Origin of the sequence: Cycloclasticus sp. (genome assembly GCA_040743155.1) — a bacterium.
Lineage (GTDB): Bacteria > Pseudomonadota > Gammaproteobacteria > Methylococcales > Cycloclasticaceae > Cycloclasticus.
On sequence record JBFLJU010000001.1, the window covers coordinates 1,414,929 to 1,437,422 of the forward strand.

18 protein-coding genes and 1 tRNA gene are annotated in these 22,494 nt (G+C 42.9%); 5 read left to right on the forward strand and 14 right to left on the reverse strand.

What is annotated here, in order from left to right:
* Nucleotides 1-5 precede the first annotated feature (5 nt).
* The 3 genes from ligA to smc are packed head-to-tail and all read right to left on the reverse strand — an operon-like array spanning nucleotide 6 to nucleotide 6,296.
* Complete coding sequence (gene ligA / locus AB1Y31_06770; GenBank protein MEW4982869.1) at nucleotides 6-2,075, reverse strand: NAD-dependent DNA ligase LigA; 2,070 nt, start codon at nucleotides 2,073-2,075, stop codon at nucleotides 6-8.
* The gene (locus AB1Y31_06775; GenBank protein ID MEW4982870.1) at nucleotides 2,075-2,773 is read right to left on the reverse strand and encodes a cell division protein ZipA C-terminal FtsZ-binding domain-containing protein; all 699 of its coding nucleotides are present in this window, start codon (nucleotides 2,771-2,773) and stop codon (nucleotides 2,075-2,077) included. Before AB1Y31_06775 ends, ligA begins: the two co-directional genes overlap by 1 nt.
* Nucleotides 2,774-2,795: 22 nt before the next feature.
* Nucleotides 2,796-6,296 carry a chromosome segregation protein SMC gene (smc, locus tag AB1Y31_06780; protein MEW4982871.1) on the reverse strand — a complete coding sequence of 1,167 codons (3,501 nt, stop codon included), beginning with the start codon at nucleotides 6,294-6,296 and terminating at the stop codon, nucleotides 2,796-2,798.
* Between the two features lie 133 nt (nucleotides 6,297-6,429).
* On the opposite strand from smc, the gene queF reads away from it, so the two are divergent.
* Nucleotides 6,430-6,819: a preQ(1) synthase gene (gene queF / locus AB1Y31_06785; GenBank protein MEW4982872.1), complete on the forward strand. Its 390-nt coding sequence runs from the start codon at nucleotides 6,430-6,432 to the stop codon at nucleotides 6,817-6,819.
* Between the two features lie 212 nt (nucleotides 6,820-7,031).
* Here queF and AB1Y31_06790 read toward each other — a convergent pair whose 3' ends face one another.
* The 9 genes from AB1Y31_06790 to AB1Y31_06830 all read right to left on the reverse strand — a co-directional run bounded on the left by AB1Y31_06790 (nucleotide 7,032) and on the right by AB1Y31_06830 (nucleotide 16,370).
* On the reverse strand, nucleotides 7,032-7,265 hold the full coding sequence (locus AB1Y31_06790; protein MEW4982873.1) for a hypothetical protein: 234 nt from the start codon (nucleotides 7,263-7,265) through the stop codon (nucleotides 7,032-7,034).
* Nucleotides 7,266-7,476: 211 nt separating this feature from the next.
* Nucleotides 7,477-9,384 carry a molecular chaperone HtpG gene (htpG, locus tag AB1Y31_06795; protein ID MEW4982874.1) on the reverse strand — a complete coding sequence of 636 codons (1,908 nt, stop codon included), beginning with the start codon at nucleotides 9,382-9,384 and terminating at the stop codon, nucleotides 7,477-7,479.
* Nucleotides 9,385-9,541: 157 nt separating this feature from the next.
* Entirely contained in the window at nucleotides 9,542-10,384 is an 843-nt protein-coding gene (locus tag AB1Y31_06800; protein MEW4982875.1) for an HDOD domain-containing protein, read from the reverse strand.
* Between the two features lie 90 nt (nucleotides 10,385-10,474).
* Nucleotides 10,475-10,753 (reverse strand): CZB domain-containing protein, encoded by a 279-nt coding sequence (locus tag AB1Y31_06805; protein ID MEW4982876.1) that lies wholly within the window; start codon nucleotides 10,751-10,753, stop codon nucleotides 10,475-10,477.
* 678 nt (nucleotides 10,754-11,431) lie between these two features.
* Nucleotides 11,432-12,214, reverse strand: coding sequence for an SDR family oxidoreductase (locus tag AB1Y31_06810; protein ID MEW4982877.1), 783 nt, complete (start codon nucleotides 12,212-12,214; stop codon nucleotides 11,432-11,434).
* Between the two features lie 670 nt (nucleotides 12,215-12,884).
* A complete protein-coding gene (clpX, locus tag AB1Y31_06815; GenBank protein MEW4982878.1) occupies nucleotides 12,885-14,159 on the reverse strand; it encodes an ATP-dependent Clp protease ATP-binding subunit ClpX in 1,275 nt (424 codons plus the stop codon).
* A gap of 114 nt (nucleotides 14,160-14,273) precedes the next feature.
* Nucleotides 14,274-14,906 carry an ATP-dependent Clp endopeptidase proteolytic subunit ClpP gene (gene clpP, locus AB1Y31_06820; GenBank protein MEW4982879.1) on the reverse strand — a complete coding sequence of 211 codons (633 nt, stop codon included), beginning with the start codon at nucleotides 14,904-14,906 and terminating at the stop codon, nucleotides 14,274-14,276.
* A gap of 28 nt (nucleotides 14,907-14,934) precedes the next feature.
* The gene (gene tig, locus AB1Y31_06825) at nucleotides 14,935-16,242 is read right to left on the reverse strand and encodes a trigger factor (protein ID MEW4982880.1); all 1,308 of its coding nucleotides are present in this window, start codon (nucleotides 16,240-16,242) and stop codon (nucleotides 14,935-14,937) included.
* 43 nt (nucleotides 16,243-16,285) lie between these two features.
* Nucleotides 16,286-16,370 (reverse strand) — tRNA-Leu (locus AB1Y31_06830).
* A 143-nt stretch (nucleotides 16,371-16,513) separates the two neighbouring features.
* Between AB1Y31_06830 and AB1Y31_06835 the strand changes: the two genes are divergently transcribed.
* The 4 genes from AB1Y31_06835 (at nucleotide 16,514) to AB1Y31_06850 (ending at nucleotide 20,226) form a co-directional block, all read left to right on the forward strand.
* Entirely contained in the window at nucleotides 16,514-17,332 is an 819-nt protein-coding gene (locus AB1Y31_06835; protein ID MEW4982881.1) for a CPBP family intramembrane glutamic endopeptidase, read from the forward strand.
* Nucleotides 17,333-17,402: 70 nt separating this feature from the next.
* Nucleotides 17,403-17,651 (forward strand): FeoA family protein, encoded by a 249-nt coding sequence (locus tag AB1Y31_06840; protein MEW4982882.1) that lies wholly within the window; start codon nucleotides 17,403-17,405, stop codon nucleotides 17,649-17,651.
* Nucleotides 17,648-20,005 (forward strand): Fe(2+) transporter permease subunit FeoB, encoded by a 2,358-nt coding sequence (feoB, locus tag AB1Y31_06845; protein MEW4982883.1) that lies wholly within the window; start codon nucleotides 17,648-17,650, stop codon nucleotides 20,003-20,005. The genes AB1Y31_06840 and feoB overlap by 4 nt, the downstream gene beginning before the upstream one ends.
* Nucleotides 20,002-20,226, forward strand: a complete 225-nt coding sequence (locus tag AB1Y31_06850) for a FeoC-like transcriptional regulator (protein MEW4982884.1) — start codon at nucleotides 20,002-20,004, stop codon at nucleotides 20,224-20,226. Before feoB ends, AB1Y31_06850 begins: the two co-directional genes overlap by 4 nt.
* Nucleotides 20,227-20,345: 119 nt before the next feature.
* Here the strand turns inward: AB1Y31_06850 and eutC are convergent, their stop codons facing one another.
* Entirely contained in the window at nucleotides 20,346-21,110 is a 765-nt protein-coding gene (gene eutC, locus AB1Y31_06855; GenBank protein ID MEW4982885.1) for an ethanolamine ammonia-lyase subunit EutC, read from the reverse strand.
* 7 nt (nucleotides 21,111-21,117) lie between these two features.
* Nucleotides 21,118-22,494, reverse strand: coding sequence for an ethanolamine ammonia-lyase subunit EutB (locus AB1Y31_06860; GenBank protein ID MEW4982886.1), 1,377 nt, complete (start codon nucleotides 22,492-22,494; stop codon nucleotides 21,118-21,120).

Sequence of the window (22,494 nt, forward strand, 5' to 3'; positions counted from 1 at the left end):
TATCCCTATTGCTTTTCTATCAGAGCCACCAAATCTTCTTCTGACAAAACCGTTATCCCTAATGATAGTGCTTTTTTCAATTTTGACCCGGGCTCGTCTCCGGCAACGACATAGTCAGTCTTCTTCGACACACTACCGGTCACTTTCGCGCCGAGCAACTGCAACGCCTCTTTGGCCTCAGTACGCGCCATTGTTGAAAGCGTCCCCGTTAAAACAAACACTTTACCCGACAGCGCCTGATCATTGTCAGAAACCGCACTCACGTCGGGCCAATGTATGCCTAACTTGCGCAGCGTTAATACAACCTCACGATTATGCTCCAGTTCAAAAAAAGCAACAATATGCTGCGCAACAATCGGCCCAACATCTGGCACTTTTTCTAAGTCTTCAATGGACGCACTTTGCAACACTTCGAATTGCCCGAAGTGGTTGGCTAAACTTGATGCCGTCACTTCACCCACTTCTCGAATACCCAAAGCAAATAAAAACTTTGCTAATGTCGTCGCTTTACTCTTATCTAGCGCAGACAATAAGTTGTCGGCAGATTTTTCAGCCATCCTTTCTAGGCTCGACAATTGCTCTCGCGATAGGCTATACAAATCAGCCGGTGTTTTTACCAAACCCAAGGCAACGAGTTGTTCGACAATTTTGTCACCCAAACCATCCACATCCATTGCCTTACGCGATGAGAAGTGCTTTATCGATTCTTTAACCTGCGCCCGACAAAATAGCCCCGCCGGACAACGAATAACCGCCTCGCCCTCTGCTCGCTCAACAGCCGACTCGCAAACAGGGCAATGCGTTGGCATGTGAAAAATTCTCGATTCACTCTTTCTTTCACTAAGAACGACCGAAACAATTTCTGGAATCACATCACCTGCGCGCCTAACGATCACCGTATCGCCCACACGGACGTCTTTTCTACGCATTTCGTCTTCGTTATGAAGCGTTACGTTAGTCACCGTAACGCCACCAACAAACACTGGCGACAAGCGAGCTACTGGCGTAATGGCACCCGTTCTACCTACTTGCACGTCAATAGCCACTACTTCCGTCATTTTTTCTTGCGCAGGAAACTTACGTGCAATCGCCCAACGTGGTGCCCTTGAAACAAAACCGATGCTTTTTTGTAGCGCAAAATCATTCACCTTATACACCACACCATCAATCTCGTAAGGCAATAAAGCGCGCTTTTGCGCCAACTCTTGATACCGCTGATGACATTGCTGCATGCCGTTTGCAACCGCCACTTGATCACACACAGGCAAGCCCCAGCTAAACAATAATTCGAATAATTCCTTTTGTGTTACTGGTAACTGATAGCCTTCCAACACACCAATGCCGTATGCATAAAAAGCCAGCGGTCGCGTTGCGGTGATTTTTGAATCTAATTGCCGCAAGCTGCCCGCCGCTGCGTTTCTCGGGTTCGCAAACGGCTTTTCACCTAAGCTAATGGCCTTCTGATTGAGCTTATCAAAACCAGATAAAGGCATAAAAATTTCCCCCCTTACCTCGATCGTTTTTGGCAAAGCCGAATGAAGCGGAAGCCCCTTATCTTCTAATTCAATGGAACCTGCCACTCTCGGGTGTAACTTAAGTGGTATCGCGCTAATGGTCTTAACGTTCTCCGTAACATTTTCACCAACGTTACCATCGCCTCTGGTCGCCGCGCGAACCAACACCCCATCGGTGTATAAAAGAGAAATAGCTAAGCCATCGAGCTTTGGCTCTACCAAATATTCAACATCTGAAGTCAGTTCAGCTCGATCACGCACACGCTTATCAAATGCTTCAAACTCTTGATCATCAAATGCGTTATCTAGCGAGAGCATAGGCACTTCGTGCCGCACTTGCTGAAACGAATCCAAAGGCGCTGAGCCAACGCGCTGAGTAGGCGAATCCTTATTGACCAGTTTTGGGTTCTCAGCCTCTAAGGACTGAAGCTGGCGCATTAACGCATCATAATCCGCATCGGGAATTTGCGGCGCGTCATATTGATAATAATTCTGGTTATGCTGATTAATCTGTTCACACAGTTGCTGTATACGCTTTTTAGCAGCGTCATTTTTTGACATCAATGAGATAGACCTGCTAACTGAGATTGAATGCGGGTGATTTTATCGATGGTCAATTCATTCATTTCAGCATCAACCAACTTTGCATCAAGGCTACGACTCAACTGCTCAGCAACACTTAACATACTACTGAAGACCACCTCAGGATCCCCTGAGTCATTCGCTTGAAAAAACAGCACAATCCCAGTGGACTCAAAATCGCTCATACTACCAACCGGAAACGTGCCCGGCTCCAATATATTGGCAACGTGGAAACGCTGTATTTCAACGCCATCGTGTCGTTCGTAACAGTGGAAAATGCCCATGTCACCAAACTCAAGGTTTAAACCCGTAAAAGTTTCTAACAAGGCACTCCCCGACAAGCTATTTCCTTCCTTAGGCAAAACGGCCAATTGAATCACCGGTGCCTGCTCCGCTACTGGAATACCTTCCGGCTCAATAACAGGCGATAAATCCTGCACATCCTCCATAACACGCTCATCTTCTTTAACCGGCTCGACGGCTTGTTGCTCATCAAAAACAGCTGAAAACGACGGTTCATTACTCATCACAGGCATGATCCTTTCATCGTTATCTGGTATATCAAATTCCTCAACTTCTTGAGTCCTTTTCTTTTGCAGCACGTCGTATAAATAAATCCCTATCAGTATGACGATACCAACCGCAACCAATATTAACCTTAACGAGTTTTGTTCCATTTCCTACCCTTAAAAATTAGTGTTAACTAACCGCCATTTTAGCGGCTTCTTCCAAATCCACCGCAACTAATCTGGACACACCCGGTTCTTTCATCGTAACCCCTGCTAATTGATTCGCCATTTCCATGGTGACTTTATTATGCGTAATCAAGATCATTTGAACATTCTCCGACATTTCCTTAACCAGCTCTCCAAAACGCCCTACATTAGCTTCATCAAGCGGTGCATCCACTTCATCCAACATGCAAAATGGAGAGGGGTTTAAATCAAAAATTGAGAACACCAGCGCAACCGCCGTTAATGCTTTCTCACCGCCCGATAATAAATGAATTGAGCTGTTACGTTTTCCCGGTGGTCTAGCCATGACCGTAACGCCTGTTTCAAGCAAATCCTCACCCGTTTGCTGCAAATAAGCATGTCCACCACCAAACAACTTTGGAAATCGTTTTTCAAAACCAGCGTTCACTTTATCAAAAGTTTGCTTGAACAGTGTACGACTTTCTTTATCAATTTTAGCAATCGCAGTATCCAGCGTTCGCAATGATTCGATCAAATCTAATTGCTGACTATCGAGGTATTTCTTTCGTTCCGACTGCGCCTCGTACTCTTCAATCGCCGTCAGGTTAATTAAGCCTAGTTTATTAATTTTTTCGGCCAAGTGCGTGACCTGTTCTTGCCATTGGCTATCATCCGCATCGTCCGGAATATTAGTCAGCGTTTCAACTAACTCAACACCCGATTCTTGCAGCTGTTCCACCAACGTTTGTTTTCGCACTAAAACTTCTTGGTGAGCAATCTTCGCCGTCGAGGTATCTTCCCTAGCCTTTTCAACTTTTAGCTCGGCTTGGTGACGCCTTGTTTCCGACCCTCTAATTAATTCTTCAAGCGACTCAGTTCTCGTACGCATTTCTACTAATCGATCTTCAACCAACACCCGGTCTTTTAACAAACCATCCAACGCTAACTTCTGTTCATCTAATGGCTTATCACTAACACTTAACTCAACTTGTAACATGACAACTTTATCGTCCGCCTGCGTTATGCGCTCCCCAACGACTTGCAAATGTTGATTCGTCAGCGCTTGAGATGAGCGTTGCGACTCGATTTTCATCAACAAGTTATGCGTCAAGTCACGAGAACTTTGTATATCTCGCCTTACTTCGTCAAGCAATCGTTTTTTTACAGAACGCTCTTGCTGCAAAGCTTCACGTTGCGTTTCTATTTGCGTCGATTGCTCAATAGCCGCATCCAAGGTCTGCTTACTTTCTAGTAGGCTTGCTTGGTCTATAGCTTGATGTTCGCTTATTTGCTTCATATCAATTTCTACCTGCAATGACCTTTGCTGCGCCGATTCAAGTGTTGATCGCTTCTCATTTATTTGCATCGCTAACTGAGAAATTTGCTTCACCGCTGCACTCTCTTGTTGACGCAATTCACGGCCCTGCTTCTCCAACTCCGATAATTCGAGCCTAGCCTGTGCTAACGCTTCTTCTTTATGTGAGATAGCTGACAGTAGTTTTTGCAGTTGTTGTGTTAACTCTTTTTTCTCTTTCTCCAATACTAATGCACTACTCTTGTTGTCATCGCGTTTAAAACAAACACTATCGGCATGCAGCCAAACGCCATCCTTTGTCATCACAGATTCATGCTCATCTAACACGCTAATCAATGTTTTTGCTTGCTCAATCGTTTCTGCAAAATGGACGTTCTTCAACAACACCATAGCTGGTATATCTGACGTTATTAAGCTAGCTAATGAAGTTTTACTGACCGCAACTTGGGGCTGACTATGTGCATTAAACAGCGTTAACTCACCCACCGGATAATGTGTACCTTCCGTTAATATAGCCGCTATATCTTCCACGCAAACCGCCTGCAATCTTGTCCCCAACACTGTTTCGACTGCCTTTTCCCAACCTGCCACCACATCAATTTTTTCGATGAGTTTAGAGGCCGTTAACAAGCCCTTCTCTTCAAGCCACTGATTAACTGACTCATGGGAGTCACCTAAATTAGCTTGCTGTAAAACAACGATAGACTCCAGCCGACCTGCCAGCCGTGAATACTCTGCGCGCACGTTGGCTAATGCTTCACTTTCATCGTGAATTAATTGCTGCGAAGTCGAAACCCCTAGTTGGTTTTGTTGCCATAACGCTTGATTTCTTTGATGCTGTGAATCAAGCGTATCATGCTGCTGTTGCAAGCCAATCAAATCGGTTTCACGCAATATTGTTTGTAACCTTTGTTGTTCATTTTGCGCAGCATACAGTCGCTGTGTCGATTGCAGCAACTGTTTATCTAACTGGCTTATTTTTGTTTTTTCAACGTCAATTTTTCTTTTTGGTTCGGCCACTTGATAGGTAAATTCATCCCACGATTTTTGCCAATCCATCATCGCTTGCTCAACCTCAACCAAAGATTGAGCCGCGTTACTTTCTTGCTCCCTCACTTCGGTTAAAGCCAACTCACTGCTCTTAATAGATGTATTGGATTGGGCTATTTTCCCCTCACCTTCAGCAAGCTCTTGTTGAGATAGCTTTAGCATTGTTTTATAACGCTCCAGCTCCGTTTGTTGTTGTTGCTGTAAATTTTGCTGCTGCTGCAATACTTGCTCAACTTTCGCAATGTCAGAGCCTTTCGAATAGAACTCTCCTTGTATCTCGCTTAAGCTTGCTAATTGAACATTGTGCTGTTCTCGTTGTTGCTCAATATTCATCTCCAACTCACGTTGGCCTGCTAGAGCTTCTTCAACTTTAAGCTCTAACGATTTTATTGCTTTATGCTGACCTTCATCTTGCTCATTTAACGTCTGCCAACGCAATGCTAATAACTGCGCTTTAAGCTGACGCTCTTCGGTTTTCAAACCCTTATAACGCTCTGCCGTACTGGCTTGGCGTTTTAGATGACGACACTGCTTATCTATCTCTTCACATAGATCGGCGATACGCTCTAAATTTTCCCGAGTTCGACGCATCCTATTTTCAGTATCACGGCGACGCTCTTTGTACTTTGATATACCGGCTGCTTCTTCAAGGAACACCCGAAGCTCATCCGGTTTTGCCTCTACTAACCGTGAAATAGTGCCTTGCTCAATAATCGCATAACTACGAGGACCAAGGCCTGTGCCTAAAAAAAGATCTGTAATATCTTTACGGCGGCATCGCGTGCCATTTAAAAAATAAACCGACTGCCCTTCTCTATTAACTTGCCGTTTTAGAGAAATTTGGCGATAGCCTGCAAACTCCCCTGTAATAGTCGCGTCAGCGTTATCAAAAATGAGCTCTACAAATGCCTGGCCAACGGGTTTACGGGTCGTTGAGCCATTAAAAATAACATCAGCCATTTGATCGCCCCGCAGGTGTTTGGCCGAGCTTTCACCCAACACCCACCTAACAGCATCAATCACATTCGATTTACCACAACCATTTGGCCCAACAATACAAACCAAATCACTCGAAAAAGGAATGGTCGTCGGATCAACGAATGATTTAAAACCGGATAGCTTTATTTTTTCCAAACGCATCGGCTAACGATACATGATTGCGCTTTTACCATAAAGAATACTGATGAATTTATTCGTTAAAAAGAGTGATTAACACCCTTCGTTTTATATTCATTGTAAAATGCACTTTTAAGACAACTTTAACGATAATTTAATGAGTACACAGCCAAACACAGGTTTAGAAACCTTCCCAAACCCAAACATTGAACGCGACTACACGATTCGCATCGATACTCCCGAGTTTACCTGCTTATGCCCAAAAACAGGTCAGCCTGATTTCGCAACACTTACGCTTGAATACGTCCCTAATGAACGTTGTGTTGAGTTAAAGTCGTTCAAACTATATATCTGGTCTTACCGCGATAAAGGCGCATTCCATGAAGCAGTCACTAATTCAATATTAGAAGATCTAGTAAAAGCTTGTGAGCCGCGCTTTATGCGTCTATCTGCCGAGTTTAATGTTCGAGGCGGTGTTTATACGACTGTTGTTGCAGAACATAAATCGGATAACTGGACACCCAGCATCCCTGTTCAATTACCCTAGAAAACTCTCCGACATTCTTTCGAATTAAAGTCATTCAGTTTCAATTCATCGCTAAGTCTTATCCTTTAACTGCACGTTAACAAAACTGCATTGCAGTTAAGGATAAGATGATGAATATATTAAACACAGTTACGAAAGTTCTTTTTTGTTCCTTGCTACTTATTAGCACCGCTTCGTTAGCCGAGCGAAGACATTCTGATCACCGTGGCTATTCAGACCATCAAGCTAACGCGACACACCAGCAACCTCAAAATCACCAACGGCACAACTCCGCTATGTACAGTCGGCGTCCTCACGCTTACGTCCATAATCAACAGTGGCGTGCGAGAAAACATTGGAACAAACACCATAACAAGTACCAATATCGCGGTCATTTCAACCGTCACCACAGCAAATATTCTTACCGGCCTAGACATCGGGCGTACAACAACTACAGGCCCAGACATTCAAGCTATTACTACGGAGCCCGGAGACTTAATAGGGCCTTAAGGCACTACAACCATCATAACCATGGCTTCAGGGTGCACTTATCGTTTTAACTGCAAGATTGAATTGAAGGTTCTTTTCCTCCCTTGTGAGATTTGTTCTCACATACTCAAAGGCGGCCACATGGGCCGCCTTCTTTTTACATCCAAATCAGGGCTGACAGCCCATTTTTTACAACAGTGATTGCAACAACTTATTTAAACGGTGCACAAATGTTGCAGGGTCTTCCAATTGACCGCCTTCACTCAATAAAGCCTGTTCAAATAACAAATGTGACAAATCCGCAAAACGCTCATCGTCTGTTTCTGATTTTAAACGTTGAATAAGCGCATGATCGGCGTTGACCTCAAATGTTGGCAGGCTTGCCGGCATATCCTGACCAGCCGCTTTCATGATGCGTTCCATATGTGCGCCCATTTCATGCTCATCTGCCACTAAACAAGCCGGAGAATCGGTTAAACGAGAGCTCACGCGCACCTCTTTCACCTTGCCTTCCAGAGTCGTTTTGATTTGTTCGAGCACACTATTCAGCGACTCGTCTTCATTCTTATCGTCAGCCTTTTTATCCGCATCATCTTCTTTATTACCTGCGTCAAGGTTGAGATCACCTTTTGCCACAGACTGTAAAGACTTGCCATCAAATTCAGGCATATGCTGTACCAACCACTCATCAACATGATCGGTTAATAACAGCACTTCGATACCTTTCTTTTTAAAGACTTCAAGGTGCGGGCTATTTTTAATCGTACCGTACGCTCCACCCGTTAGATAATAAATCTTATCTTGCCCTTCTTGCATATTCTCAAGATAAGATGTCAATGTTAGGGTTTGCTTTCCATCGGTTTTAGTTGACGCAAAACGCAACAATTTAGCTATGCGGTCTTTATTTTTGAAGTCCTCAATAGGGCCTTCTTTTAATACAGCGCCAAACTCTGCCCACAGTGTGTCAAATTTCTCAGGGTGGTTTTTAGACAAACCTTCGATTAAGGACAATACCTTTTTAACAGCGCCCGCTTTGAGTAAATCAATTTGCTTACTTTGTTGCAGCAATTCACGCGAAACGTTTAATGGCAGACTATCTGAGTCAATGATGCCTTTAACAAAACGTAAATAACGCGGCATAAGCTCACCACCTTCCATGATAAAGGTACGTTTTACGTACAGTTTTACGCCGCTTGTCGCTTCTCTATCCCACATATCGAACGGTGCTTTCGAAGGCAGGTATAGCAGTAACGTATACTCATTAGTCCCTTCCACTTTACTGTGTGTATAAGCTAATGGGTCTTGATAGTCATTTGATGTTTGCTTGTAGAAGTCGTTGTAATCGTCTTCTTTCAGTTCATTTTTAGCTTTTGCCCATAATGCTGAACTGCTATTAACCGTGATATCGTCCGGCTCATCTTCTTTTTCTTCATCCTTATTCTCATTTTTCATCACAATGGGAATGTCCAGATGCTCAGAGAACTTATGAATGATGGCTTGTAAACGGTAACTTTCTAAAAACTCGTCTTCCCCCTCTTTCAGGTGCAAGATAACATCTGTGCCGCGCGCTACTTTTTCAAGCGTCTCAATGGTGTACTCACCTTCACCTGACGATTCCCACTTAACGCCAGTTGCCTTACCTTCACCGGCTTTACGCGTTACTACGGTGACCTTGTCTGCAACGATGAATCCAGAATAAAAACCCACGCCGAATTGGCCAATCATCTGGCTATCTTTACTCTCGTCACCGGTTAGTGATTCAAAAAACTTTTTAGTACCTGAATGAGCAATCGTACCAATATTCTTTTTAACTTCATCAGCATTCATGCCAATGCCATTATCTGAAATCGTCAGCGTACGCGCTTCTTTATCCACAGCTAAACGTATTTTAAGCTCGCCATCACCTTCATAAAGGCCTTCGTTTGAAAGTGCAGAAAAACGCAGCTTATCCGCCGCATCAGAAGCATTTGAAACTAACTCACGTAAAAAAATCTCTTTATTGCTATAAAGAGAGTGTATGACCAACTCTAAAACTTGTTTAGTTTCTGCCTCAAACCCCAGTGTTTGTTTTTCATTCTTCTCTATTGTTTCGCTCATTCAAGCCTCCATCTATTCATTAATATCGACAGTGAATTAAATGGGGGCTCATTTGAACAATTCAAGGACCTTTATTGCAGATAGTTTTTTTGCACTCTACAACCCGACCCTATCAGCATGATGCCATTCAAGTTAGCTTGAGAAAAGACACTAGCGTTTATTGTGAATCGAGCAGAACCTCTTTCATATTTTCCAGCAGGTCAAGCGAGTCTTCTTCACTGAGGCCAAGATAATCAAGAACTGCCTCACCATGTCGCTGCCAATCAGCCCCTGATTGACCAGTCCGATAAACATCATCCCCCCACTCTGACAGCTTAAGAATTGCCATCAATATGGCTGTATCTTCATCCAAAGAACTAGACGGTGACAGGATCGGAGCACAATCGTGGTGCATACTAATCACCTGCCTAATACTCTCAGACAAGCCCCATTCACGGCATAGGTAATATCCCATCACAGCGTGGTTCGTGCTGTATGCGGCATCTTCAACTTGCGTGACTCGACCATCTTCTTGAGCATTCGCATCTCTTAACACATCAAGATAATCAGGAAAACGAGACGCCATCAATGGAATACCAATATCGTGAAACAAACCAAGCATATACGGTTCGCTGGGCTCATGCAATTTCAATCTATTAGCAACATATGCGCAGAGATTTGCCGTATTTTTAGCGGTATCCCAATAACGTGGGAGTATCACAGTAAAACTTCTCATAGACTGCTCAAGCGCAAAGGCCGTTACAATATTGGTCGTTGCTGTAACACCTATTAAACTAACCGCATGTTGTATGGATGAGATGCCTACCTTCATACCAAAGAAGGAAGAGTTAATCGTTTTCAAAACCGCAGCTGATATTGCTACGTCTTCGCTAATAATTTGCCCAATTTTAACTATATTGGCATCACCTTTACGCATTTCATTTTGCAAAGCCAACAATAATTCTGGCTGGGAAGGCAAGCTGAAGCGCTGTTGAGACCCCTTTACTTCTAATAAACTCATTTTTTTTATTTTATGGTCAACTTACTACAAACAATGAAATGAATCGTCCGGGATCATTTAACGAATTATTGCGGCAAACCGACCTACCTTTTATAGAGCATTCGCCAAACGGCTCAATGCATGTAATACCCCCATACTGGCATCTTCCATTTTCGCCAAATTATTTAACGCAACTACCCCATCACCCGTTTTAAAATTGGTCAAAGCAGACAACCCAGATTGATGCACCGCTTTATGCGGTCTTCCTATGTCGCTAAACCCACTCAATTTCAAGAAATTCTGATGCCTTTCGCCTTGATAATACCACAGACCTAATCGACATTTTGTATGATCAGCAAACTCGTCTGGTGTTTTATCCGAAACCCCCATAAAAACTTAGTAAACCTCTAATTTCCATGACAAAAGATCAATTCCACGGCTTCAACGAAGCTTTTAAGTCACCCCTGATTAATAACCACTTCCATCCTATTAAAAATAGTGATCATTTAATCCATTTGGCTTTTTCATTCAGGCCAATTTTACTAAAGTTCTCCGAACTTGTGGCAACACCTTCAATTTGCTTCCTAGCCTGAGTTGTTTTAAACAGGTCACCATATTGCCAAAAACCCCACGGGAAACTTTCATATCGCCTTTATCACCCTGTATGCAAGATGCTGACTGTCGTATAGTTTCTGCTTGAGCGATTAATTGCTGATTTAACACTTCTTATTATTGTTTAAGCGTAACGAGCTGCTCCTTCAGGTGATCCACTTCAACACTTTTATTATTTTTATTTCCAAAAAACATCTTGTATTACAACAACGCTAGTAATAGTTAACCAAGTACAAACGGCATGCCAAATAATGAATCTAAATATAGCTCACATTTAAGGAATAAATATCCAGTAACTTAGAAGTTTTTTTCATTCTCCAAATCGCTTTATCGCTTAACATGAATATGCGTTAAATCATATATTTCGCCCAGCGCAACGCGCTTAAATAACGCCACAAACTTAAGAACCTCACTTAACAAACCACCCTTAATATCGTGCTCATGACTTCTCTAAACTTATTTAGGTAAACAACTCTTAATCAACGCCAGTTGCTTACTAATCGAACTATCAACCAGTGCAGGAAAAACTCCATTAATACGAGCAAACAACTTCTCCGGCCAACCAACGTAATACCTTTGTTTATTAGACTCAACAAATTCAACAAACTCTTTTGCAACTTGCGATGGCTCATCAACATGCGTATCAAGCGCCGCATTCAATGCATCAACATTAGCATCATTAAGAGGGGTTTTAGTCGCTCTTGGTGCAAAATAACGAACAGCAACACTACTATCAGATAATTCCCGAGCAAGCGCCTCGGTAAAGCCTCGCAGACCAAATTTACTCGCGCTATACACCACAAAGCCTGGAAAACCTATACTGCCAAAAGCAGAGCCAACATTAACAATTTGAGAACTTTTTTGAGCTTGCAGAATTGGCAACATAGCCTGAGTTAAAAGAATAGTGCTCGTCAGGTTGGTATGAATTAATGATATAACCTGTTCTTCCTCTGTCTTATCAAACGATTTGAAGGCACCGATACCTGCATTGTTCACCAACATGTCCACGCCAGATTCTAGCGCCTGGCAATAACTAATAATCGTTTCTCTGCCATCAGCCGTGGCAATATCACATGACACAACGGAATGACCTTCCCCTAATAATTCAGCTAATTTGGAGAGTTTTTCTGTGTTACGGCCAATTAAAACAAGTCGTGCACCTTTTGAAGCAAGCTCCTCAGCCAATGCACCACCAATACCACCACTCGCCCCTGTTAAAACAACTGTTTTTCCTTGCACTATAAACTCCCTCATTTATCTCGATTAAATTATAAAAATACTAGCATACTAACTGCATAATTGTTTACCGCATCGAATGATAAGAGCTAGATCAGATGGAGCAGTATTTAACAAATACTGCCTAAATAAAAAAACTGCGCTCCTTTGTCTATTTAAAAAGAAGCGTTTGAATGTTTATGAAGTTACGATTATTTATAAGTCTAGGCGTTTATATTCAACCTTAGAAAATTGAAGCAAGAGTTAAAAACCAGAGATAAAACAGGAAACGCTTACTAAAAAGCGGTTGCTAAATGCTAGCAGAGGCCACAAACGCAGCCATATTAGAACCAAATAAGCTCTGTAAGAATGCTTGATGGGAGGTATTAAGCTCTGATTGAAGTAATTTTGATAAGGCCCAAAATTATCCCTTTCCTACGCCCAGTGTAACTAAACAGCCTAGCTTAACCGTTCACTTCTAGGGTTCTAGGCACAGATACTAACGGCGTCCATCAGCGCCACATTTAGCAGCAAAGCAACGGAGAAAATAACCGATTAATTTATCAATCGAACAGTTTAAATTCAAATTAGCGACTGCTAATTTATAAATTTTTGCGAATCAGGTATTACTTAGCAACAAGAGTCGATGAGAACGAACATACACCTGCCGCTAAGCATATTTAGCTACTTATGACTAAGTGTGATTCAACGATGCCCGCTTTTTTTCATTGTCATAAATAAACATAGGAGCTGACTCGCCTCGAATCACCTTATCATCTATCACAACTTTACATACATTATCCAACGAAGGTAGGTCGTACATTGTATCTAGTAAGACACTCTCCAAAATAGTCCTTAAACCGCGAGCACCCGTTTTACGAAGCATTGCTTTTTTGGCCACTTCCCGTAGCGCTTCGCCCCTAAACTCTAACTCAACGCCTTCCATATCGAAAAGCCTTTTATACTGTTTAGTTAATGCGTTTTTAGGCTCACTTAAGATCTCAATTAAGGCCTCTTCATCCAGTTCTTCAAGCGTAGCTACGACAGGCAACCGGCCGACAAACTCAGGAATCAGGCCGTATTTAACAAGATCCTCTGGTTCAACATTTTGTAACACGTCGCCAACATCAAGCGCATCATCTTCACTAATAACCTCAGCTGAAAAACCAATACCAACATTTTTCTGCGTACGGTCGTTAATAACTTTATCTAAACCTGCAAATGCACCACCAACAATAAATAAGATATTAGCCGTATCAACTTGCAAAAATTCTTGCTGCGGATGCTTCCTACCGCCTTGTGGAGGAACTGAAGCCACCGTTCCTTCGATCAATTTCAATAGCGCCTGCTGCACGCCTTCGCCTGATACATCTCGCGTTAAAGAAGGGTTATCTGATTTACGTGAAATCTTGTCAATTTCATCAATATAAACAATGCCACTTTCTGCTTTTTCAACATCAAAGTCACATTTTTGTAGGATTTTTTGAATAATGTTTTCAACATCTTCACCAACATAACCCGCCTCAGTTAATGTTGTCGCATCTGCGATGGTGAATGGTACATTTAACATTCTGGCCAAGGTTTCAGCCAATAACGTTTTACCCGATCCAGTTGGCCCAATCAGTAAGACATTACTTTTAGCAAGCTCAACATCATTCGTGCCCTGCTTTGCATTAAGACGTTTATAGTGATTATAAACAGCTACAGATAAGATCTTTTTCGCTTGTTGTTGACCGATGACATACTTGTCTAAAGATTCTTTTATTTCAGCGGGTTTAGGTAACTCGCCCCCAGCAGCAGAGGCTTCATTTTCTTCAAGCTCTTCTTTAATAATGTCGTTACAAAGCTCTACGCATTCATCGCAAACAAAAACAGAAGGGCCTGCAATTAATTTTCTAACTTCGTGCTGGTTTTTACCACAAAACGAGCAAATTAGAATTTTGCTATCGTTTTCATTGTTGTCACTCATACAAACCTCATTTCTTTAACGCTACTACTATATCTGACAGCTGCTTTGCTCTCAATCTTTCATTCATCTAAGGCATAGTATGGTTGAGATTTCGAATCTGTCTAGCACAAACGGTTATTTCTCAGAACCATCCACACTTCGAGCTTTTAATACTTTATCGATTAAACCGTAATCAACAGCTTTTTCGCTACCCATAAAGTTATCTCTGTCGGTATCACCTTGTATAACCTCAATCGGTTGGCCGGTATGTTCAGCCATAATGTTATTTAAGCGATCACGAATCAGCAGGATTTCTTTGGCGTGAATATCAATATCTGATGCTTGGCCTTGAAAGCCGCCTAAAGGCTGGTGAATCATCATTCTTGAGTGTGGCAAAGCAAAGCGTTTATCTTTTGCACCACCGGTCAATAATAAAGCACCCATGCTAGCCGCTTGACCAATACACATCGTGCTGACGTCCGGTTTAATAAACTGCATCGTGTCGTAAATAGACATACCCGCCGTGACCGAACCGCCCGGCGAATTAATGTATAAATGAATATCTTTATCTGGGTTTTCAGATTCTAAAAACAACATTTGAGCGACAATCAAGTTGGCCATATGGTCTTCAACTTGTCCGACCAAAAAGATAACTCGTTCTTTCAGAAGTCGAGAATAAATATCATATGAACGTTCACCGCGTGCGGTTTGCTCAACCACCATTGGAACCAGACCTAGCGCTGTCGCTTCAGGCGTATTGCTCTGCATATTTATTCCCATTTTTTAAATGTGTTAGTTATCCAACAGCTTGTGCTGGTGTCATTAGCTCTTCAAACGATAAGGATGTTTCAGTTACTTTTGCTTTTTCTAGTACCCAATCAACAAGTTGATCTTCTAAAACAACACTCTCAACCTTATTTTTCTCTTCAGGATTTGAGTTATACCAGTTAATCACTTCTTCAGGAGACTGATATGTTTGGGCGAACTCTTCAATACGCGCTTGAACCTTATCTTCATCCGCTTTTATGTCATTTTGCTTTATAACTTCAGATAATAACAAGCCTAATTTAACGCGCTTTTTCGCTTGCTCAGTAAATAATTCTTTAGGTAAATCAGGCTGAGCAGGTTGGCCAGCTTGCGCTGCCTTTTCGTTTAATGATGCAACCATTTGGTTCACTTCATTATCGATTAATGCTTCAGGGATAGAAACTTCGTTGTTTTCCACAATCGCATCCATCACGATTTCTTTACGCTTTGTTGCTAATGCGCGGCTCAACTCACCCGTCATGTTTTTTGTAAGGTCTGCTCTAAAGTCAGCCATATCACCACTTTCAACGCCAAATTCTTTAATGAATTCTTCGTTTACTTCAGGTAATTCGCTTTTTTCCACTTTATCAACGTCTACATCAAAGACACCCACTTTTCCAGCGAAGTCTTTCTGTTGATAATCTTCAGGGAAGGTCACTTCAAAGTTTAGTTTTTCACCCGTTTTAACGCCTGTTAAGTTTTCTTCAAAACCAGGAATCATGCTCTTTGAACCTAAAACAACTGGGAAACCTTTAATTGGTTCTTCAGAAACCGGCTTATCGCCCACGTTACCTTCAAAACTTATTGTTACCTGATTTCCATCTTTTGCTTTTGTCTTAACTTCTTTCCAAGTGATTTTTTGCTTCTGTAGCTTCTCAACCATGTTATCAATATCAGACTCTGCAATTTCTGCAACCGGAGCATTTAGAGATAATTCTTCAATAGGGTTGATGGTGATTTCTGGATAAACCTCAAAGCTTGCCGAAAACTCATAGCCGTCTGTTTTATCGTCATTCGGCGTAATAACTGGCGCACCCACTGGGTTCAACTTTTCTTCCATAAGAGCTTTATAGAAGAAGCTTTGCGTTAATTCTGATAAGGCTTCAGCTTTAACACTGGCACCAAATTTCTTTTTAATGACGCTCATAGGCACTTTGCCAGGTCTAAAGCCATCAATACGCGCATTGCGTTTCACATCGTCATAGCGCTTATTTATCGCTGTATCCACCTCTTCTTGAGGAACGACAATTGTTAATGTTCTTTTAATATCAGAATTAGACTCAACAGAAACCTGCATATTTATTCTCTAGTGTTGTTTTAGATGGTGTTATTCAAATAGATGGTGCGAAAGGAGAGACTCGAACTCTCACATCTTACGATACTGGTACCTAAAACCAGCGCGTCTACCAATTCCGCCACTTTCGCATTTTGGTTGGAAATAATGTGCGGTATCATACCGACTCTTGCAACACTTTTGCACCTCTTTTCTAGACAATTTTATTTAAAACCTAAAAACCCTAATGAAAGCCACCAGTTTTTTTATTTTTTACTTCTTAATAGCATCCCTTATGGCCGCTTTAATTGCCTACCCATTATTTCAATTTGTCGGTAATAATTCATACCGCTTCGAAAGCTGGGTAACCCGCTCCGCGCTATTATTTTTAATTTTGGGTTTAATCCCTTGCTTTAAGTTCTTTAAGTTGTCGTTACTCAGCATTGGATACAATACGACTTTTAAGCATTCTTTAAAACAACTTTCTAAGGGATTTGTTTCTGGGCTATTGATACTCGGCGTCGTTGTTTTTGCACTAATCTTTTTCGACGTCAGAACCACATCGGCCGATGAGCAGTTAACACTTAAACTCATTGTTAAGGCCCTACTCGCAGGCATTGTCGTGGCGCTGATTGAAGAAACGCTTTTTCGTGGGCTCTTTTTCAAGTTAACGCAAACTTGGCATAACGCCTTTACCGCTGTTTTTGTTAGTAGCTTTTTCTACGCTATCTTGCATTTCATCAAACCGATTGAGCACATCGACCAAAGCGTGCTGAGCATTCAAAGTGGTTTTGAGGTTATTTTTAATGCGTTTAGCGCTCTTACAAGTATGCAAGCAGGTGATTTCTTGGCCTTATTCAGTGTCGGTGTTCTGCTGGCATTGGTTCGACTTAGAACCAACACCTTAACTTACTGCATCGGCCTTCACGCCAGCTGGGTTTTTCTAATAAAAATAGTTAAGGAATTAACTGATAATAATCGGCATGCGGATTTAGCTTACCTAACGGGTCAATACGATGGCATAGTGGGTCTTCTCAGCTTTGCTTGGATTGCATTACTCTCTATTATCTACATGATCTATATCATTAAATCGAAGGATCGCGTCTCTTCTTAAAAACCCTCTCCTTGACATGCTTTGCTTATGGATTAGAATGGGAATCATTATCATTACCGTTTAATACTCCATGTCAAGAACCAACGAATTGACAACTAACAGCACGTTAGCCGATATTGCGATCGGTCAAAAAGTGATGTTACGCAAAAATCAAATGGATCATAAGCTAGAAAAAAAGCTGTTAGCTCTTGGCTTTTCAAAATTGATTCCCCTTCAAGTAACACAAAAAAGAAAAGGCGGCCTAGTTGTTAGCATAGGTAACGCGCGCATTGCCTTAAACGAGGCCTTAGCGCAACAAGTCCTAATTCAATCACTATGACAAAACAATGCTGCGACGCAGCCACCCCAGTATCACTATCAAATAAAAGCCCTGTTGTTGCCGTTATTGGCAACCCAAATTGTGGCAAATCAACGTTATTCAATGCCATTACAGGCATAAAGCAAAAAACAGGTAATTGGCCTGGGGTGACGGTTGAACGTCGGGAAGGCCTTGCTAAAATTAACGATCAAGAAATCATACTCGTTGACCTACCTGGTGTTTACGCACTCGATAGTGATCGCGAGGCGCTGGATGAACAAATTGCCCGCCAATATATTTTATCGGGTGAAGCCGATGCTTTATTAATCGTTGCTGATGCTGCCAATCTAGAGCGCAGTCTCTATCTTACGAGCCAGTTATTAGAAACGGGCATACCAGCGATCCTGGCTTTAAACATGATGGATGTCGCTAAATCTAGAGGCATGGATATCAACCTTGACGCCTTATCTCAGTCGTTAGGCTGTCCAGTTGCCGCCATCATGGCACGGCAGAACAAAGGTATCGATGCGCTTTTGAAGCAACTTTTAGAGGCTCTACAAAATAAAACCAATCAGCATCTTGAAATCGACTACCCTTCAGCCATTAAGTCAGCCATCGGCGAGATAAGTCCCACATTAAACACCGGGCAACAATCACAGTTTATTTTGCAGTGGCACGCAATCCAGTGTCTAGAGGGTTACTTCTCACCAACGACGACCGAGCAAACACACGAGGCTTGCCGCCGCTTGCAGCTCGCCATTCAAGAAGAAACCGGAGAAGACGCGGACACGCTTATTGCTGCTAGCCGCTATGAATTTTCACATCAGTTAACCTCGCAGGTTGTTGAACAAACAAAAAGCACTCAACAAACATGGTCCGACCGCGTAGATAAAGTGGTTCTTAGCGATTATTTTGGCCTGCCAATCTTCTTCTTCAGCATCTACTTAATGTTCAGCATCACCATTAATTTTGGTGGCGCATTAATTGATTTTTTCGATATCACTGCGGGCGCACTGTTTGTCGATGGCTTGAAAATACTGCTCCAGAATTTGGGTTTCCCAAACTGGTTTCAGGTCTTACTCGCCGATGGTTTAGGCGGTGGCATTCAGGTTGTCGCGACCTTTATTCCAATCATCGCCACTTTGTACTTCTGTCTATCTATTTTGGAAGACTCAGGTTACATGGCACGTGCCGCCTTTGTGATGGATCGCTTTATGCGCAAACTCGGTTTACCCGGTAAAGCCTTCGTACCGTTGATTGTTGGTTTCGGTTGTAACGTGCCATCCATCATGGCAACACGCACCTTAGAAAAACAGCGCGACCGCATCATGACCGTGATGATGGCGCCCTTCATGTCCTGCGGCGCTCGGCTGTCGGTTTACGCATTATTTGCCGCGGCCTTTTTCCCTCAGTCTGGGCAAAACATCGTTTTCTTACTTTATCTGCTCGGTATCGCCGCCGCTATTTTTACCGCACTACTGCTAAAAAGCAGCGTGCTCGAAGGCGAGTCTGATAGCTTCCTTATCGAACTGCCGCCTTATCATCGCCCTGCTATTAAAAGCTTATTTCTTCACACTTGGGAACGCTTAAAGTCCTTCGTGCTGGAAGCAGGCAAATTCATTGTCTTAATGGTCATGGTGATTAATATCTTAAATTCTGTGGGAACAGATGGCAGTTTCGGCAACGAGAACAGTTCAAAATCTGTGTTGAGCGAAGTGAGCAAAACATTCACTCCCGCCTTTGAACCCATGGGTATTCAAGAAGAAAACTGGCCAGCCATCGTCGGTATTTTTAGCGGCTTATTGGCAAAAGAAGTCGTTGTTGGCACACTGGATGCTGTTTATTCAAACCTTGAAGGCAACACCGGCGAAGATGAAGAAAGCTTCAGTCTTAGCGCAAAGTTCTCAGAAGCTATAAGCACGACTAACGAAAACTTAAGCGATGCATTCCATAATATGGGTGACCCGCTCGGTTTACGCACACTCGATGCCAACAGTAATATTGAAGAGGCGGCAACAGAACAAGACGTCAGCCACGCCCTATTCGGCACCTTAGTAAAATACTTTGATGGCAAGGTCGGCGCTTTTAGTTACCTGTTGTTTATACTTTTGTATGTGCCGTGTGTGGCGGCCATTGCAGCCGTTCAACGAGAAACAGGCACACGCTGGGCAATGTTCTCCATTTTTTGGAGCTTATACCTCGCCTATAGTATGGCCACTTCTTTCTATCAAATAGCATATTTTAGCCTGCACCCAACGCAAACGTTGATATGGCTTGGTATCTTTTTTGTTGGGTTTTTAGCTATTTGGCTAACCCTACGCCAACTAGGCCAAAAACTGCTCGCTATTGATCACTCTGTCGTCGGAAGCACATGATCTTATTAGAAATTAGGGATTACATAAAAGCAGCAGGCAGCGCCCCCGTACGCGACCTTGCTCTACACTTCAATATAGCTCACGACGACGCCCAATCCATGATCGAACATTGGGTTAAAAAAGGTTACGTAAGAAAACTACCGCCCGGCTCGCTTTGCCAAGGTGGTTGTCGTAGTTGCGACCCTGATAGCATAGACATTTATGAATGGAGCAAGACCTAAGCTCACTGAACTTTTCTAAAAAACACTAAAACAGCTTTAGAGAAAATATCGCTACCCATGTTGCTAAACTATCAATAGAGCTAAACGCCTGTGTAAAACCTGCCGATCTGCAGCGCTTTTTACGCTAACAAATCATCTGTAAAAACACGTTCATCTTTCAAGCCAATCCCAGACAATTGCATACGTTTCGCTTCGGTTAGCAAATAAAGTAAGGTATCTGCTGCTTTCTCATAACTAAGCCCAGCCGGCCTGATATTAGACACACAGTTTCTATTCGCATCTGTATTGCCTATTTGCGGTTTATGAACAACATAAGCGCCCAAACTATCAGGGCTACCTAGGCCTGGTCGTTCGCCAATTAAAATAACTGCCATTTTTGCACCGATTAACGCACCAATTTCATCTTCTACCGCAACCCGCCCAAAGCGCGCAACTAGCAACGGTGCAATACGCCAGTTGAGTCCTATTAAGCGAGGTAGCAGCAAGGCCAATACAGCCTTAGCATGTTTATCAGCAGCCATCGCTGACAAGCCATCACTAACAATAAAAACCACCTCATAAGATGCAGCATTATTACGTAATAATTGTTGCGAGTCAGCGTCTAAACAACGCCCTAAATCAGGCCTCGTTAAATAACGAGAGCGATCTTTGGCTTGGCTTTCAAGCAATAAAACTGCGCCGTTAATCGGCATTAATTTTTTAACGAGGGCATCGCTATCAAATTCATGATGAACCGCATCACGGGCTTTTGCGTGCGCCAACTTAAAATCCAGCCAATCATCGGTTCTAAGACTACCACCGGCTCGGCCCAAGGCAATACGCGCCGATGTAAACGCCTTCAAATTAAACCAAGGGTCGTTCAAGCTGATGTTGGAATCGCTCATAAGTACCCTATTGAGCCATCAGCAATGGGTGCTGCTCACTGGCAGGTAACAACATATTGCTGTCATTAATAATATGCATCGACTTAAGCCATGCCTCAAACTCAGGCGCTGGCCTTTTGCCTAACACTTGCCTCAAGTAGTGCATATCATGGAATGAAGTCGATTGATAATTGAGCATGATGTCATCAGCACCTGGCACACCCATAAAAAAATTACAGCCAGCAACACCTAACAGCGTTAACAAATTGTCCATATCATCCTGATCAGCCTCTGCATGATTGGTATAACAAACATCACAGCCCATCGGCAAACCGAGTAACTTGCCACAAAAATGATCCTCTAAGCCCGCACGGGTAATTTGTTTACCATCGTACAAATATTCCGGCCCAATAAACCCAACCACACTGTTCACCAAAAAAGGGCTATATTTTCTCGCCACGCCATATGCTCTGGTTTCTAACGTCTGCTGATCAATACCGTGATGCGCCTGCGCAGATAAACACGAGCCCTGCCCCGTTTCAAAATACATCACCTGCTGGCCCACCGTGCCTCTATTTAGCGACAACGCCGCTTGCTTTGCTTCCTCAAGCATATTCAAGTCAATCCCAAAGCTTTTATTCGCCGCCTCTGTCCCAGCAATGGATTGAAAAACAATATCAACCGGCGCACCTTGATTGATCGCTTCCAGTTGTGTCGTCAGGTGCGCTAAGACGCAGGACTGTGTTGGAATATCAAAACGTTGAATAAGCTCGTCTATATTAGCCACCAGTCGCTTGACACTTTCCACACTGTCTGTCGCCGGGTTAATACCAATCACTGCATCACCGCAGCCGTACATCAAGCCATCTACTATTGACGCACCAATGCCTTTTGCATCGTCTGTCGGGTGATTCGGCTGTAGCCTAGTAGCCACGCAACCTTGTAGCCCTATCGTGTTACGAAACTGACTCACTACCTGACATTTACTGGCGACTAATATCAGGTCTTGGTTACGCATCAACTTACTCACCGCGGCCACCATCTCAGGCAGTAAGCCGCTCGACAATGCCGCTAACTCGGTCGAAGTCATCGAATAAGATAATAAGCGGTTACGTAAATCACCGACCGTATCATTTTCTATTTTTTGAAACGTTTCAGCATGATGCTCATCGAAAATTAAACGACTCACTGCGTCAGATTCAGGCGGAATTAACGGCTCTTCAAGAAAGCGCTTAAGCGGCGTATTTGCCAACAACATCTGCGCTACAACACGCTGTTCCTCAGTTTCGGCCGCAATACCCGCTAAGTAATCACCACTTTTAACGGACGATGCTTTCGCCATTAAGTCGGCTAGGTTTTTAAACCGGTATGAACACCCGCCAATTGAATACCTGTAGTCAGCCAT